The following is a 13,214-nucleotide window of genomic DNA, read 5'->3' as shown; positions in this document are numbered from 1 at the left end:
GGCATCCCTCCCCGTAGCAGTCCGTGCCTGCTGTGGGGAGGAACGTAGGGACCGGTCTTGTGAAATCTTTGTGACCCCTCCGGCGTGCCCGCCGGGTCAGTCGGCGGCGGTCAGCCAGTCGCGGCAGAGCAGGGGCAGGGTGTGCGTGACGTCCTGGACGCCGGTGACCGGCAGACGCACCTCGAAGCGCGCTCCGGGTGTCCCGTCCGGACGGTCGCTCACCACGATCCGCCCCTGGTGCAGGGCGATCTGCTGGGCGACCAGGGTGAGACCGAGGCCCGAACCGGGGCTGTCCCGGCTGCGGTGGAAGCGCCGGAACACCGCCTCTCGCAGGGCCGGCGGGACACCGGGGCCGTGGTCGTCGACGGTGAGGACGGCCGCCGGTGCGCCGGCCTCCTGGACGGCCCGCAGGGTCACCTCCACGCTGGCGTCACCTGTCTGCGTAGGCGTCTGCGTCTTCGTCTTCGTACGGCCGTGGGTCCAGGCGTTGACCAGCAGGTTGTCCACGGCCGAGCGCAGCCCCTCGTGCCAGGCGTGGACCAGCAGACCGTCGGCGGCCCGCACCGTCAGCCGCGCGCCGGGGTGGGACCGGCGCAGGTCCGCGGCGGAGGCGCGGACGAGTTCGCCGAGATCGAGCGAGGTGAAGGCGTCGGCCTCGACCAGATCGCCCTGGGCGAGCGTGCGCAGCATCCCCAGCAGTCCCAGCAGCCGGGCCTGCTCACGCGCCAGGTCGGCGAGGACCTCCTGCCGGTCGGCGGCGTCCAGGTCCGGGTACTCAGTGAGGACGTCGAGGTTGGTGCGCATGCTCGTCAGGGGGTTGCGCATCTCGTGGGAAGCCGCCGCGGCGAAGGACCGGGCGGTCTCCAGCGCCTCTCCGGCGCGTGCGGCCTGCTCGTCGTACCGGGCGAGTACGGTCCTCAGCGTGCCGGCGAGGTCGTCCACCTCGGTGACTCCGCTCGGTGTGTGCTCCAAGCGGAGCACAGTGATGCGGGGGTCGAGTCCGTTCGCTCGGTGCTGGAGGCGGCGCAGCGGCAGGGTGGCGCGGCTCGCGATGAGCCAGGCGATCGCCCCGGTGACGGGGGCGGACAGCAGGGCCACCGTCAGGATCCGCTGCCGCACCCGCGACAACTGGGCCCGGTAGGCGGTGTCCGGGGAGAACATCCACAGGTTGGGCCGGTCCGGGCGGGTGCCGTTCGGCGGGGCGACCCGGCGGGACATGACGAGCCACTTCGTGCCGTCCGCGTCCTCGCCGTCCAGGAAGACGGGCTGCTTGGCCTCGGCCGGGAGTGACAGCGCCGCGTCGCGCCGCGGACCGGCCTCGATGACGCCCTGCGGTCCCCTCGACCCCTTCGGTCCGTTCGGCCTGTTCGGTCCCTTCGGTCCGTTCGGCCTGTTCGGTCCCTTCGGTCCGTTCAGCCGGAAGCCGACGTCCGGCGACGAGACGACCAGCCGGTGCCGGGCGTTCCTGGCGGCGACGGGGTGACCGGCCTCGACTGCCTGCAGATAGGCCCGGGCGTTGTGCGTGAGGGTCGTGGCACGGGAACGGAGCTGTCTCTCCTGCTCCGCGCGCAAGTCGTCGGTGAACCAGGCCAGCAGCAGATAGTTGGTGGCGAGGGCCAGGACGGGCACGATCACGGCGGCGGACAGTGCGATGCGGGTGGAGAGCCTCACAGGGCGGTCCCGGTCTCTCGGGGACTCCCGTCCCTGCCCTCGTCCATGCGCAGCACGAAACCGAGGCCGCGCACGGTGTGCAGGATGCGGGGGCGTCCGTGCGCCTCCGTCTTGCGCCGCAGATAGCTGACGAACGTGTCCACCGCGTCGGTGCGGACGTCGGCGTCGTACCCCCAGACCCGCTCCAGCAACTGGCCGCGGGTCAGGACGATGCCCGCGTTGCGGGCCAGCATCTCCAGCAGATGGAACTCGCGGGGCGTCAGTCGCAGTGGCTGTCCGTCCAGTGATGCCTGGCGGGCGGACGGCTCCAGGATCAGACCGCCGACCTGGACGCGGTCCGTGGCGGCCGGAGGGCGCCTGCGCAGCAGGGCGTGCAGCCGCAGCTTGAGTTCCTGCAGAGCGAAGGGCTTGACCAGGTAGTCGTCGCCGCCTGCCTGTAACCCGGCGATTCTGTCGGCCACTTCGTCCAGGCCGGAGAGCATGAGCACCGGCACGTCGTCCCCGCTCTCGCGCAGGGCCCGGCACACCTCGATGCCGCTCAGTCCCGGCATGCAGACGTCGAGGACAACGATGTCCGGCCGCTGTCCGCGCAACGCCTCCAGCGCGGTGTGTCCGTCGTCGGCCAGCGTGACCTCGAATCCCCCCAGCCGCAGCCCTCGTTCCAGCGAACGCCGTGTGCTCACGTCGTCGTCGGCCACGAGAACCCGTCCGGCGCTGCCGGCCATGCGGTACTCCCCCTCAACGGTCCCAATGGTCCCAACGGTCGTCCCCGCGCGCGATGTTACGCGGGACCGGGGGAGGCCAGGGCGGCTCTGCGCACGACTTGGACTTACCTCCGGTAACCTTACTCCGGAGTAAGCACTTGTAAGCACTTGCAGGCACGACAGAGTCGTTGGGGAGACAGGACATGGCCGACCGCTATCTCAGCTTCACCGGTACCGCACCCGGTCGTTTCCTCACCCGCCGCCTGGGGCTGCCGCAGCCCGCCGCGCTGGAACGCGGCTCGCTCACCGGCGGCCTGCTGCACCTCACGGCCGGCAAGACGGACCTCGACCTCGCGCCGGTCCTGGCCCGCACGGGCCGCCCCCGGGACGAGGACGGCCGCCCCGCCGCCGTCGTCCTCGACGCCACCGGGGTGCGGGACGTCGACTCCCTCGCCGAGGTGCACGCCGCGCTGCATCCCGTCGTACGGTCCGTCGCCGCGAGCGGCCGCGTGGTGGTGCTCGGCGCCCCGCTCGACCCGGCCGACCATCATCAGGCCGCCGTCCAGCAGGCGTTGGAGGGGTTCACCCGCTCGCTCGGCAAGGAGATCGGGCGGGGCAGGACGGTCAACCTCGTACGGCTCACCGACGCGCCCGCCGCCGAGTCCACCCTCCGCTTCCTCCTCTCCCCCGCCTCCGCCTACGTCACCGGCCAGGTGATCGGGGTCGGAGCGACGACCCAGGGTGCCGCCCCCGACGACTGGGACCTGCCCCTCGCCGGGCGCACCGCCCTGGTCACCGGTGCCGCGCGGGGCATCGGCGCGGCGGTCGCCGAGACGCTGGCCGGGCAGGGCGCCCAGGTCGTCGTCCTCGACGTACCCCAGGCCGAGCGGGAGGCACGCGAGGCCGCCGAACGCCTCGGCGGCACCGCCCTCGCGCTCGACATCACGGCCGCCGACGCGGGCGAGCGCATCGCCGCCGCCCTGCCCGGCGGACTCGACGTACTGATCCACAACGCCGGCATCACCCGCGACCGGCGCCTGGTCAACATGCCCGCCGACCGCTGGGGTTCCGTCCTCGACGTCAATCTCGCGAGCGTCCTGCGCACCACGGACGCGCTGCTCGCGGCCGGCGCGGTCAACCGGGGCGGCCGGATCGTGGCGACGGCCTCCATCGCCGGGCTCGCGGGCAACGCGGGCCAGACCAACTACGGCGCGAGCAAGGCCGGGATCGTCGGACTCGTCCGCTCCCTCGCGCCGCGCGCGCTCGCCGAGCACGGGGTGACGGTGAACGCGGTGGCGCCGGGGTTCATCGAGACGAAGATGACGGCGGCGGTCCCGCTCTTCATCCGCGAGGCCGGCCGCCGCATGAACTCCCTCGCCCAGGGCGGCCTGCCCGTCGACGTCGCCGAGACCACCGCCTGGCTCGCCCACCCGGCCTCCGGCGCGGTCAACGGCCAGGTCGTACGGGTCTGCGGCCAGAGCCTGCTGGGGGCGTGATGACCACCGCGGCCCCGACGACCAGCACCCTCAGCGGCGTCCCCGCCCTCGCGCCGCTCCTCGCCCGCGGCGCCCTGCTGTCGCCCCTCAAGCGCCCCCGCCCGGACGCGGACTTCCCCCGCACCCGGCTGGTCCTGCCCGGCCTGCGCGTGGACCTCGCGCGGCTGGCGGCGTACGAGCGGGTCTGCGGGTTCCCGACCGGCGCGGACGCGCTGCCGCTGACGTATCCGCACGTGCTGGGCTTCCCGATGGCCATGCGCCTGATGAGCGGACGGGACTTCCCGCTGCCGCTGCTCGGGCTCGTCCACACGTCGATCGGCATCACCCGGCGGGCCGCGGTGCCCGCGACCGGCGCGTACGAACTCACCACGTACGTCGAGGGGCTGGCCCCGCACCGGCGCGGCACCGAGGCGTCGGTGGTGACGGAGCTGCGCTCGGGAGCGGACCTCGTGTGGGAGTCCCGCAGCACCTACCTGGCCCGGCACCGCACCACCACCGGGCGCCCCGCCGAGGAGGCCCCCGCAACCCCCGCGCCGCTCCCCGCCCGCGCCGAATGGCACCTCGCCGGTGACATCGGGCGCCGCTACGGCGCCGCGTCCGGGGATCGCAACCCGATCCACCTGCACCCGCTCACCGCCCGCCTGTTCGGCTTCCCCCGGGCCATCGCGCACGGCATGTGGACCGTGGCCCGGTGTCTGGCCGAGCACGGGACGCCGGACGCTGCCGTACTGCGGGCGCAGTTCCGGGCACCGGTACTGCTGCCGGGCACGGTGACGTACGGGGCCGCGGGCGACGCGGGCGACGAGAGCGGCACGGGCGGCCGGTTCGAGCTGCGTGGCGACGAGGGGCGGCGGCTGCACCTGTCCGGCGAGGTGACGCCCTACCCGGCCTGAGCCACCCTCACGGACTCGGGCCCGCCCTCGGGCTCGGGCTCGTGCTCGCCCTCGGAGTCCTCCGGCGGGGACCACGGCCGCCCCGTCATCAGGTCGCCCAGGCCGGCCCAGGCGAAGTTCATCAGGGTCGCCGCCGCCTGCTTCGCGGTGACGCCCTCAGTGGCACCCGCCCAGTCGGCGAGCGACTCGGCGGCGCCGACCAGCGCCTCGGCCAGCCCCGCGACCTCGCCCTCGGGCAGGTGCGGGTCCCGGTGCGCGTCCCGCGCGGCGGCGGCGATGAGCTGGGTCACGAACGCGACGATGTCCTCGCGCATCACCGCGACCTCGGCCGCGAACCGCTCGCCGTGCGTACGGGCGTGCACGTGCAGCACCTGCCAGGCGTCCGGGTGGCGCGCGGTGTGGGTGAAGAACGCCCGCAGTCCCGACCAGAGTTGCCCGTCGGCGGGCAGCCCCGGACGCACACCGGCCCGCACCGCCTCGGTGAGGGCGCGGGCCTCGCGGCGGACGCAGGCGCTGAAGAGGTCGTCCTTCGAGTTCAGGTAGAGGTACACCAGCGGCTTGGACACGCCCGCCAGTTCGGCGATCTCGTCCATCGACGCCGCCATGTACCCGCGCTGCCCGAAGACGTGCACGGCGGCGTCCAGCATCTGCTGCTCACGGACCGCACGCGGCATCCGCTTGGTCTTCCCTGCACCCATGCGAATCAGCGTACGGTCCGTGCGGCGGTGATCAGGACGTCAGCACGACGCCGACGCCCCGGTCACGACGGTCACGGCCACGGCCACGGCCACGGCCACGACAGCCACGGCGGTCAGGCGGCGACCGGAACCGGCTCCGACTCCGACTCCTGCTTCTCCCGCTCCGGCTCGTCGATCGGCGAGGCGTGCGCCTCGTCGTAGGCCTTGCGGTCGAGGATGCCCTCGCGGGCCGAGACGATCACCGGGATCAGCGCCTGACCCGCGACGTTCGTCGCCGTCCGCATCATGTCCAGGATCGGGTCGATGGCGAGGAGGAGGCCGACGCCCTCCATGGGCAGGCCCAGGGTGGACAGGGTCAGGGTGAGCATGACCGTGGCGCCGGTGAGGCCGGCCGTGGCGGCGGAGCCGACCACCGAGACGAAGGCGATCAGCAGATAGTCGCCGACGCCGAGCTGGATGTCGAAGATCTGCGCGACGAAGATCGCGGCGATCGCCGGGTAGATCGCGGCGCAGCCGTCCATCTTGGTCGTCGCGCCGAACGGCACGGCGAAGGACGCGTACTCCTTCGGGACGCCGAGGCGCTCGGTGACCTTCTGGGTCAGCGGCATGGTGCCGACGGAGGAGCGGGAGACGAAGGCCAACTGGATGGCGGGCCAGGCGCCCTTGAAGAACTGGAGCGGGCTGGCCTTGGCGACGGTGGCGAGCAGCACCGGGTAGACCACGAACATCACGATGGCGCAGCCGACGTAGATGTCGGCGGTGAAGGTGGCGTACTTGCCGATGAGGTCCCAGCCGTAGGTGGCGATGGCGTTGCCGATGAGGCCGACGGTGCCGAGCGGGGCGAGGCGGATGACCCACCACAGGGCCTTCTGGAGGAGTGCGAGGACCGACTCGCTCAGGTTCAGGATCGGCTGGGCCTTCTCGCCGAGCTGGAGGGCGGCGATACCGGCGACGGCGGCCATGAAGACGATCTGGAGGACGTTCAGCTCGGTGAACGGCGTGATGACGTCGGTCGGCACGATGCCGGTCAGGAAGTCGATCCAGGAACCGGTGTGTTCGGGCTTCGCGCCGTCGGCCGGGGTGAGGCCGGTGCCGGCGCCGGGGTTGGTGACGAGGCCGATGACGAGGCCGATGGCCACCGCGATCAGCGACGTGATCATGAACCAGAGGAGGGTGCGGGACGCCAGGCGGGCCGCGTTGTTGACCTTCCGCAGGTTGGTGATCGAGACGAGGATCGCGAAGAAGACGAGCGGTGCGACGGCCAGCTTCAGCAGGCCGATGAAGGTGTCACCGACCTTCTCCAGGGTGGTGACCAGCCAGGATATGTCCTGGCTGCGGGCCAGCCAGCCCAGCAGGACGCCGAGGACGAGGCCGGCGAGTATCTGGGCCCAGAAGGGCACCTTGAGGTACTTCGTGACAGAGGACACCGGGGATGGTGAAGACGCTGAGGACACGGACATGCTCCGTAGGGGGGACGGGACGCGGGAAGGGACGCGCTGAGCTGACGTGGGAACCGACTGGACGAGGGGGGAACGTCAGGGGCGACAGTTCGCGGACGCGCACCGGCAGAGGTCCACGTGCAGGCGCGCCACGAGCGCGAGGCTCGGCGGTGTGGAGGGCGCGGCTGCGTGCTTCATGCACACGACTTTAACACCCATGCTTTGGGACGCTCAAAGCCATTCTTTGAGAGGCAGGAGCGCGCTACTGCCCGTAAAACGCAAAGCGCCCCGGTTTCCTGTGAATTCGGAAACCAGGGCGTGCAAGTGCGTGACGGACGTTACGAGGTCTGGCCCTGCGCCCGTGCCGTGTCGTCGGCGGTGTCCTCCTGGCCGCGGTTGGCCTCCAGGTTGGCCTTCATGCGGTCCACGCGGCCCACGACCTGCACCGAGGCCCGGTCCCGCTCCTTGCGCAGCACGACGTAGCTGATGGGGGCGGAGATCACCAGGGAGAGCAGGAGGATCCACATGCCGTTGGAGTCGCCGAGGCCGCGCGGGAACACTCCGGCGTAGACGAGCCCCCAGACGACCACGAGGCAGCCCACGAAGATCCCGAGGCGCATCAGCGTGTAGCGGAGCATCTCAATCCACTCTTCCGTTTCTGGCACAAAGAGGCACTGTCCAGTGAAACATGCCGGGCCGTCGATCTTGCAGGGGGGTCGGCCGGGCATCGGCCGGGCACCGGCCGAGGGTCAGGCCAGCGGCAGCGGCAGCAGCATGAAGACGTCGTCCCGGTCGTCGCCGGGGGCGACCCGGATCGCGCCGGGCACCCGGCCGACCTCCTTGTAGCCGCAGGACTCGTAGAACCGCTCCAGGCCGAGCCCGCCCCGGCAGGTGAGCCGTATCGCCTCGACGCCGTCGCAGGCGCGGGCGGCGTCCGCGGCGGCGGCCATCAGGTCCCGGCCGTAGCCCCGGCCCTGGTGGCGCGGGTGGACCATGACCGTGTAGAGCCACAGCCAGTGCCGCATCAGCCGGTGCGAGTTGAGGGCGAGGAACGCGGTGGCGGCCACCCGCCCGTCCGCGTCGTGGCCGACGAGCAGGCGGGTACGGCCCTCGGCCATGCCCACCAGGTGCTTGACCAGCTCGGGGCGGACGTCCTCCCGCGTCACGGGCGGTACGAAACCCACGGAGCCGCCCGCGTTGGAGACATCGGTCCACAGGTCGAGGACGCCGTCGCGGAGGTCGGGGGTGACGGCCGGATCGAAGGTGAAAGTAAGGGACACTGACCCATGGTAGCTATTACCGGAGTGTCTGTGCAGCCACAGAACAACCCGGGGACGTCACACCCGCATCGGCTGCGGCGACTCCCGGCGCGCCGCGTCGGGCCCCTCGAACTCCCGGAGGATCTCGTACCGCGTGTTCCGCTCGACCGGCCGGAAACCCGCGTCGCGGATGAGGTCCAGCAGGTCCTCACGGGTCAGCTTGTTCGGCGTGCCGAAGTCGTCCGCGTCGTGCGTGATCTTGTACTCGACGACCGAGCCGTCCATGTCGTCGGCGCCGTGCTGGAGGGCGAGCTGGGCCGTCTGGACGCCGTGCATGACCCAGAAGACCTTCACGTGCGGGACGTTGTCGAAAAGGAGACGGGAGACGGCGAAGGTCTTCAGGGCCTCCGCGCCGGTCGCCATCTGCGTCCGCGCCTGGAGCCGGTTGCGTACCTTGCCGTCCTGCATGTCGACGAAGTCGTGCTGGTAGCGCAGCGGGATGAAGACCTGGAAGCCGCCCGTCTCGTCCTGCAGTTCACGCAGGCGCAGCACGTGGTCCACACGGTGGCGCGGCTCCTCGATGTGGCCGTAGAGCATGGTGCACGGGGTCTTCAGCCCCTTCTCGTGCGCCAGGCGGTGGATGCGCGACCAGTCCTCCCAGTGGGTGCGGTGGTCGACGATGTGCTGCCGCACCTCCCAGTCGAAGATCTCCGCGCCGCCTCCGGTGAGGGACTCCAGACCGGCGTCGATCAGCTCGTCGAGGATGTCGGAGGCGGACATCCCGGAGATGGTCTCGAAGTGGTGGATCTCGGTGGCCGTGAACGCCTTGAGGGAGACGTCCGGCAGCGCGGCCTTCAGCTCCCGCAGCGAGCGCGGGTAGTAGCGCCACGGCAGGTTCGGGTGCAGGCCGTTGACGATGTGCAGCTCGGTGAGGTTCTCGCCCTCCATCGCCTTGGCGAGCTTCACCGCCTCCTCGATGCGCATCGTGTACGCGTCCTTCTCCCCCGGCTTGCGCTGGAAGGAGCAGTACGCGCAGGACGCGGTGCACACGTTGGTCATGTTGAGGTGGCGGTTGACGTTGAAGTGGACGACGTCGCCGTTCTTCCGCGTCCGCACCTCGTGCGCGAGGCCGCCGAGCCAGGCCAGATCGTCCGACTCGTACAGCGCGATGCCGTCCTCGCGGGTCAGCCGCTCCCCGGAGCGGACCTTCTGCTCCAGCTCCCGCTTGAGCCCGGCGTCCATGCGATACCTCTTTCTGAGACTGACTCGTAAACCGTACGCGCCCCGACTGCTGAACCTCTTACTGAACCTCTTCCGGCAGCTCGCCCACCCGGTTCTCCCACTTGGTGGAGAGCACGATGGTGGTACGGGTGCGGGAGACGCCCTTCGTGCCGGAGAGCCTGCGGATGATGCTCTCGAGGCCGTCCACGTCGGCGGCGCGCACCTTGAGCATGTAGGAGTCGTCGCCGGCGATGAACCAGCAGTCCTCGATCTCCCGCAGCTCCCGCATCCGCTGCGCCACGTCCTCGTGGTCGGCGGCGTCGGACAGCGATACGCCGATCAGGGCGGTGACGCCGAGACCGAGCGAGGCGGCGTCCACGGTGGCCCGGTAGCCGGTGATGACACCGGCCGCCTCCAGCCGGTTGATGCGGTCGGTGACGCTGGGTCCCGAGAGTCCGACGAGGCGCCCCAGCTCCGCGTAGGAGGCCCGGCCGTTCTCCCTCAGGGCCTGGATGAGCTGCCTGTCCACCGCGTCCATGCGATCGAAGCCTTCCACTGAAGAATTCTGAAGAGTTCTGAAGATGTGGGTAACAAACGTGTGGGGGGAGGTGGTGCTTGGTGGTGCTCGTGGTGCTCAGGTGGTGGGGCGTGCCCCGCCGAGGTCGCCGCGCCACCGGCGGTAGAGGTCGTGTCCGACACCCGCCGCGTCGAGGACGCGTCCGGCGACGAAGTCCACCAGGTCCTGGATGTGCGTCGCCCCGGCGTAGAAGGCCGGGGAGGCGGGCACCACGCTCGCGCCGGCGTCGTCCAGGGTCACCAGGTGCCGCAGCGTCCGGCCGTCCAGCGGGGTCTCCCGTACGGCCACCACCAGCCTGCGCCGCTCCTTGAGGGTCACGCTCGCCGCACGCTGGAGCAGGTCCTTCGACAGTCCGAGCGCGACGCCCGCGACGCAGGCCGTCGACGCGGGCACGATCAGCATGCCCTTCGTCGGGTACGACCCCGAGGACGGCCCGGCCGCGAGGTCGCCCGCGCTCCAGTGCCGTACGCCGGAGACGTCCGCGTCGAACGTGTCCGGCTTTCCGTCGGCTCCGCGGGCCAGCCATTCGCGCAGGTCGTGCCGCCAGTGGGCGTCGCGGAAGGAGATGCCGGTCTCGTCGAGCAGGGTGAGCCGCGAGGCCCGGCTGACCACCAGGTCGACGCTCTCGCCCGCGGCGAGCAGCGCGCGCAGCACGGCGGCGGCGTACGGGGTGCCGGATGCCCCGGAAACCCCCACGATCCAAGGCACGCGCTGCGTTTCTCCTGGGTTCACATCTTGAGCCTATCCGGCCGCCCTCCGTGCGTGTCGGGCGGCCGGACAGCAATCCCCGCAGGTGCGGGGAGCAGAACCGATCAAGGTCCGTTCAACGGACGAGTCCTTCGAGTGGGCGGACACGGCGGTTCCGCCGACGCCACCTGAAGGAGCTACACCGTGAGCCCACGCACCAGTAGATCGATGAGCGCGCACACGAAGAGGCTGATACCGAGGAAGCCGTTGACCGAGAAGAACGCCCTGTTGAGGCGGGTCAGGTCGGTGGGGCGCACGATGGTGTGCTCGTAGAGGAAGGCGCCCGCGACGATGAGCAGGCCGAGCCAGAAGAAGACACCGGCGTCGGTGGCGACGGCGTACCAGACGAACAGGGCGGTGGTGATGGCGTGGCAGGCGCGGGCGCCCCAGATCGCGGCCGGGATGCCGAAGCGGGCCGGGACCGACATGACGCCGACCTTCCGGTCGGTCTCGACGTCCTGGCAGGCGTAGATCAGGTCGAAGCCGCCGATCCAGATGCCGACGGCGAGGCCGAGGAGCACCGCGTCCCAGGACCATTCGCCGGTGATGGCAAGCCAGCCGCCGATCGGGCCCATGGCCTGGGCGAGGCCGAGGATGGCCTGCGGGAAGTTCGTGAACCGCTTGCCGTAGGGGTAGACCACCATCGGCACGACCGCGACGGGGGCGAGGGCCAGGCAGAGCGGGTTGAGCAGGGCCGCCGCGCCGAGGAAGACGACGAGGGCGATCAGCGCGCCGGTCCAGGCGTGCTTGACCGACATGGCGCCGGTGACCAGCTCGCGGTGGGCGGTGCGCGGGTTACGGGCGTCGATCTCGCGGTCGATGATCCGGTTGACGGCCATCGCGAAGGTGCGCAGGCCCACCATGGCGACGGTGACCAGGAGCAGCCGGCCCCAGTGGATGTTCGCGTCCCACTCGTACATCGCGGTCAGCGCGGCGATGTAGGCGAAGGGCAGCGCGAACACCGAGTGCTCGATCATCACCAGGCGCAGGAATGCCTTGGTGCGCCCCGGCTGCTGCGGCAGGGCGGCGGAAGCCGACGTCACAGTCCGTACTCCTTCCAGCGGCGGTCGACCTTCGCCGCCGTATCCGGGTCGGACAGCACCATGTCCGGCCAGCCCCCGTCGCGCGTGTACCCCTCCTCGGGCAGTTTCCGCGTCGCGTCGATGCCCGCCTTGCCGCCCCAGAACTGCTGGTAGGAGGCGTGGTCGAGGTGGTCGACCGGGCCTTCGACGACGGTGAGGTCACGGCCGTAGTCGGTGTTGCCGAGCGCGCGCCAGGCGACCTCGTGCAGGTCGTGGACGTCGCAGTCGGAGTCGACGACCACGATCAGCTTGGTCAGGGACATCATGTGCGCGCCCCAGATGGCGTGCATCACCTTCTGGGCGTGCTTGGGGTACTTCTTGTCGATCGAGACGATCGCGCAGTTGTGGAAGCCGCCGGCCTCGGGGAGGTGGTAGTCCACGATGTCCGGCACGATGATCTTGAGGAGCGGGAGGAAGAAGCGCTCCGTGGCCCGGCCGAGCGGCCCGTCCTCCGTCGGCGGGCGGCCGACCACGATCGACTGGAGCAGCGGGCGCTTCCGCATCGTCACGCAGTCGATCTTCAGGGCGGGGAACGGCTCCTGCGGCGTGTAGAAGCCGGTGTGGTCGCCGAACGGACCCTCGGGAAGCATCTCGCCGGGCTCCAGCCAGCCCTCGATGACGACCTCCGCCTGCGCCGGGACCTGGAGCGGGACCGTCTTGCAGTCGACCATCTCGATCCGCTTGCCCTGCAGGAACCCGGCGAACAGGTACTCGTCGATGTCGCCGGGGAGGGGTGCGGTGGAGGCGTAGGTCACGGCGGGCGGGCAGCCGAAGGCGATGGCGACCGGCAGGCGCTCGCCGCGTCGGGCGGCGACCTGGTAGTGGTTGCGGCTGTCCTTGTGGATCTGCCAGTGCATGCCGATGGTGCGCCTGTCGTGGCGCTGGAGGCGGTACAGGCCCAGGTTGCGGATGCCCGTCTCCGGGTCCTTCGTGTGGGTGAGGCCCAGGTTGAAGAAGGAGCCGCCGTCGTCCGGCCAGGTGAAGAGCGCGGGGAGCCGGTCCAGGTCCACGTCGTCGCCGGTGAGGACGGTCTCCTGGACGGGCGCGCTGCCCGGCTTCACCTTCTTCGGCGGTACGTGCGCCATCGTGCCGAGCTTGCCGAAGGCCTCGCGCATGCCGACGAAGCCCTGCGGCAGCTCGGGGCGCAGCAGTCCGCCGATCTTGTCCGAGATGTCGGCGTACGACTTCAGGCCGAGGGCCTTGAGCAGGCGCCGGTCGGTTCCGAAGACGTTCATCGCGAGGGGCATGTCGGAGCCCTTCACGTTCTCGAAGAGCAGGGCGGGACCGCCGGCCTTGTTCACCCGGTCGACGATCTCCCCGACCTCCAGGTACGGGTCCACCTCGGCCTTGATGCGCTTGAGGTCGCCCTCGCGCTCCAGCGCCCTGAGCAGGGAGCGAAGATCGTCGTAAGCCATGCCGTCCAGTAT

The 13,214-nt window shown here is 71.0% G+C and carries 14 protein-coding genes; 2 read left to right on the top strand and 12 right to left on the bottom strand.

The features are described from left to right. Positions 1–96: 96 nt before the first annotated feature. Complete coding sequence (locus KUM40_RS33910; protein ID WP_217170144.1) at positions 97–1,671, bottom strand: ATP-binding protein; 1,575 nt, start codon at positions 1,669–1,671, stop codon at positions 97–99. Beyond that, positions 1,668–2,396 (bottom strand): response regulator transcription factor, encoded by a 729-nt coding sequence (locus KUM40_RS33905; protein ID WP_217170143.1) that lies wholly within the window; start codon positions 2,394–2,396, stop codon positions 1,668–1,670. Before KUM40_RS33905 ends, KUM40_RS33910 begins: the two co-directional genes overlap by 4 nt. Before the next feature lie 182 nt (positions 2,397–2,578). On the opposite strand from KUM40_RS33905, the gene KUM40_RS33900 reads away from it, so the two are divergent. Both KUM40_RS33900 and KUM40_RS33895 read left to right on the top strand, forming a co-directional pair. Then, positions 2,579–3,871, top strand: a complete 1,293-nt coding sequence (locus KUM40_RS33900; protein ID WP_217170142.1) for a 3-oxoacyl-ACP reductase — start codon at positions 2,579–2,581, stop codon at positions 3,869–3,871. Continuing rightward, positions 3,871–4,764: a MaoC/PaaZ C-terminal domain-containing protein gene (locus KUM40_RS33895; RefSeq protein WP_217170141.1), complete on the top strand. Its 894-nt coding sequence runs from the start codon at positions 3,871–3,873 to the stop codon at positions 4,762–4,764. Before KUM40_RS33900 ends, KUM40_RS33895 begins: the two co-directional genes overlap by 1 nt. Here KUM40_RS33895 and KUM40_RS33890 read toward each other — a convergent pair. The 10 genes from KUM40_RS33890 to KUM40_RS33850 form a co-directional block, all read right to left on the bottom strand. Continuing rightward, entirely contained in the window at positions 4,752–5,462 is a 711-nt protein-coding gene (locus tag KUM40_RS33890) for a TetR/AcrR family transcriptional regulator (protein WP_217170140.1), read from the bottom strand. The genes KUM40_RS33895 and KUM40_RS33890 overlap by 13 nt on opposite strands. Positions 5,463–5,575: 113 nt before the next feature. Continuing rightward, positions 5,576–6,922, bottom strand: a complete 1,347-nt coding sequence (locus tag KUM40_RS33885; RefSeq protein WP_217170139.1) for a dicarboxylate/amino acid:cation symporter — start codon at positions 6,920–6,922, stop codon at positions 5,576–5,578. A 75-nt stretch (positions 6,923–6,997) separates the two neighbouring features. Beyond that, entirely contained in the window at positions 6,998–7,099 is a 102-nt protein-coding gene (locus tag KUM40_RS42750; RefSeq protein ID WP_374227444.1) for a putative leader peptide, read from the bottom strand. Positions 7,100–7,239: 140 nt separating this feature from the next. After that, positions 7,240–7,539, bottom strand: coding sequence for a DUF4229 domain-containing protein (locus KUM40_RS33880; protein WP_217170138.1), 300 nt, complete (start codon positions 7,537–7,539; stop codon positions 7,240–7,242). Between the two features lie 111 nt (positions 7,540–7,650). Continuing rightward, positions 7,651–8,181: a GNAT family N-acetyltransferase gene (locus tag KUM40_RS33875; RefSeq protein WP_217170137.1), complete on the bottom strand. Its 531-nt coding sequence runs from the start codon at positions 8,179–8,181 to the stop codon at positions 7,651–7,653. Positions 8,182–8,238: 57 nt separating this feature from the next. Continuing rightward, positions 8,239–9,402, bottom strand: coding sequence for an aminofutalosine synthase MqnE (mqnE, locus tag KUM40_RS33870; RefSeq protein WP_217170136.1), 1,164 nt, complete (start codon positions 9,400–9,402; stop codon positions 8,239–8,241). A gap of 58 nt (positions 9,403–9,460) precedes the next feature. Then, complete coding sequence (locus KUM40_RS33865; protein ID WP_217170292.1) at positions 9,461–9,919, bottom strand: Lrp/AsnC family transcriptional regulator; 459 nt, start codon at positions 9,917–9,919, stop codon at positions 9,461–9,463. Positions 9,920–10,015: 96 nt separating this feature from the next. After that, a complete protein-coding gene (locus tag KUM40_RS33860) occupies positions 10,016–10,666 on the bottom strand; it encodes a UbiX family flavin prenyltransferase (RefSeq protein ID WP_217170135.1) in 651 nt (216 codons plus the stop codon). 176 nt (positions 10,667–10,842) lie between these two features. After that, positions 10,843–11,748, bottom strand: coding sequence for a menaquinone biosynthesis prenyltransferase MqnP (mqnP, locus tag KUM40_RS33855; protein ID WP_217170134.1), 906 nt, complete (start codon positions 11,746–11,748; stop codon positions 10,843–10,845). Continuing rightward, a complete protein-coding gene (locus KUM40_RS33850) occupies positions 11,745–13,202 on the bottom strand; it encodes a menaquinone biosynthesis decarboxylase (protein WP_217170133.1) in 1,458 nt (485 codons plus the stop codon). The genes mqnP and KUM40_RS33850 overlap by 4 nt, the downstream gene beginning before the upstream one ends. Between the last annotated feature and the right edge of the window lie 12 nt (positions 13,203–13,214).

The organism is Streptomyces sp. AC512_CC834 (assembly GCF_019049325.1).
Classification (GTDB): Bacteria; Actinomycetota; Actinomycetes; order Streptomycetales; family Streptomycetaceae; genus Streptomyces.
This window is presented reverse-complemented; position numbering and strand designations above follow the sequence as displayed.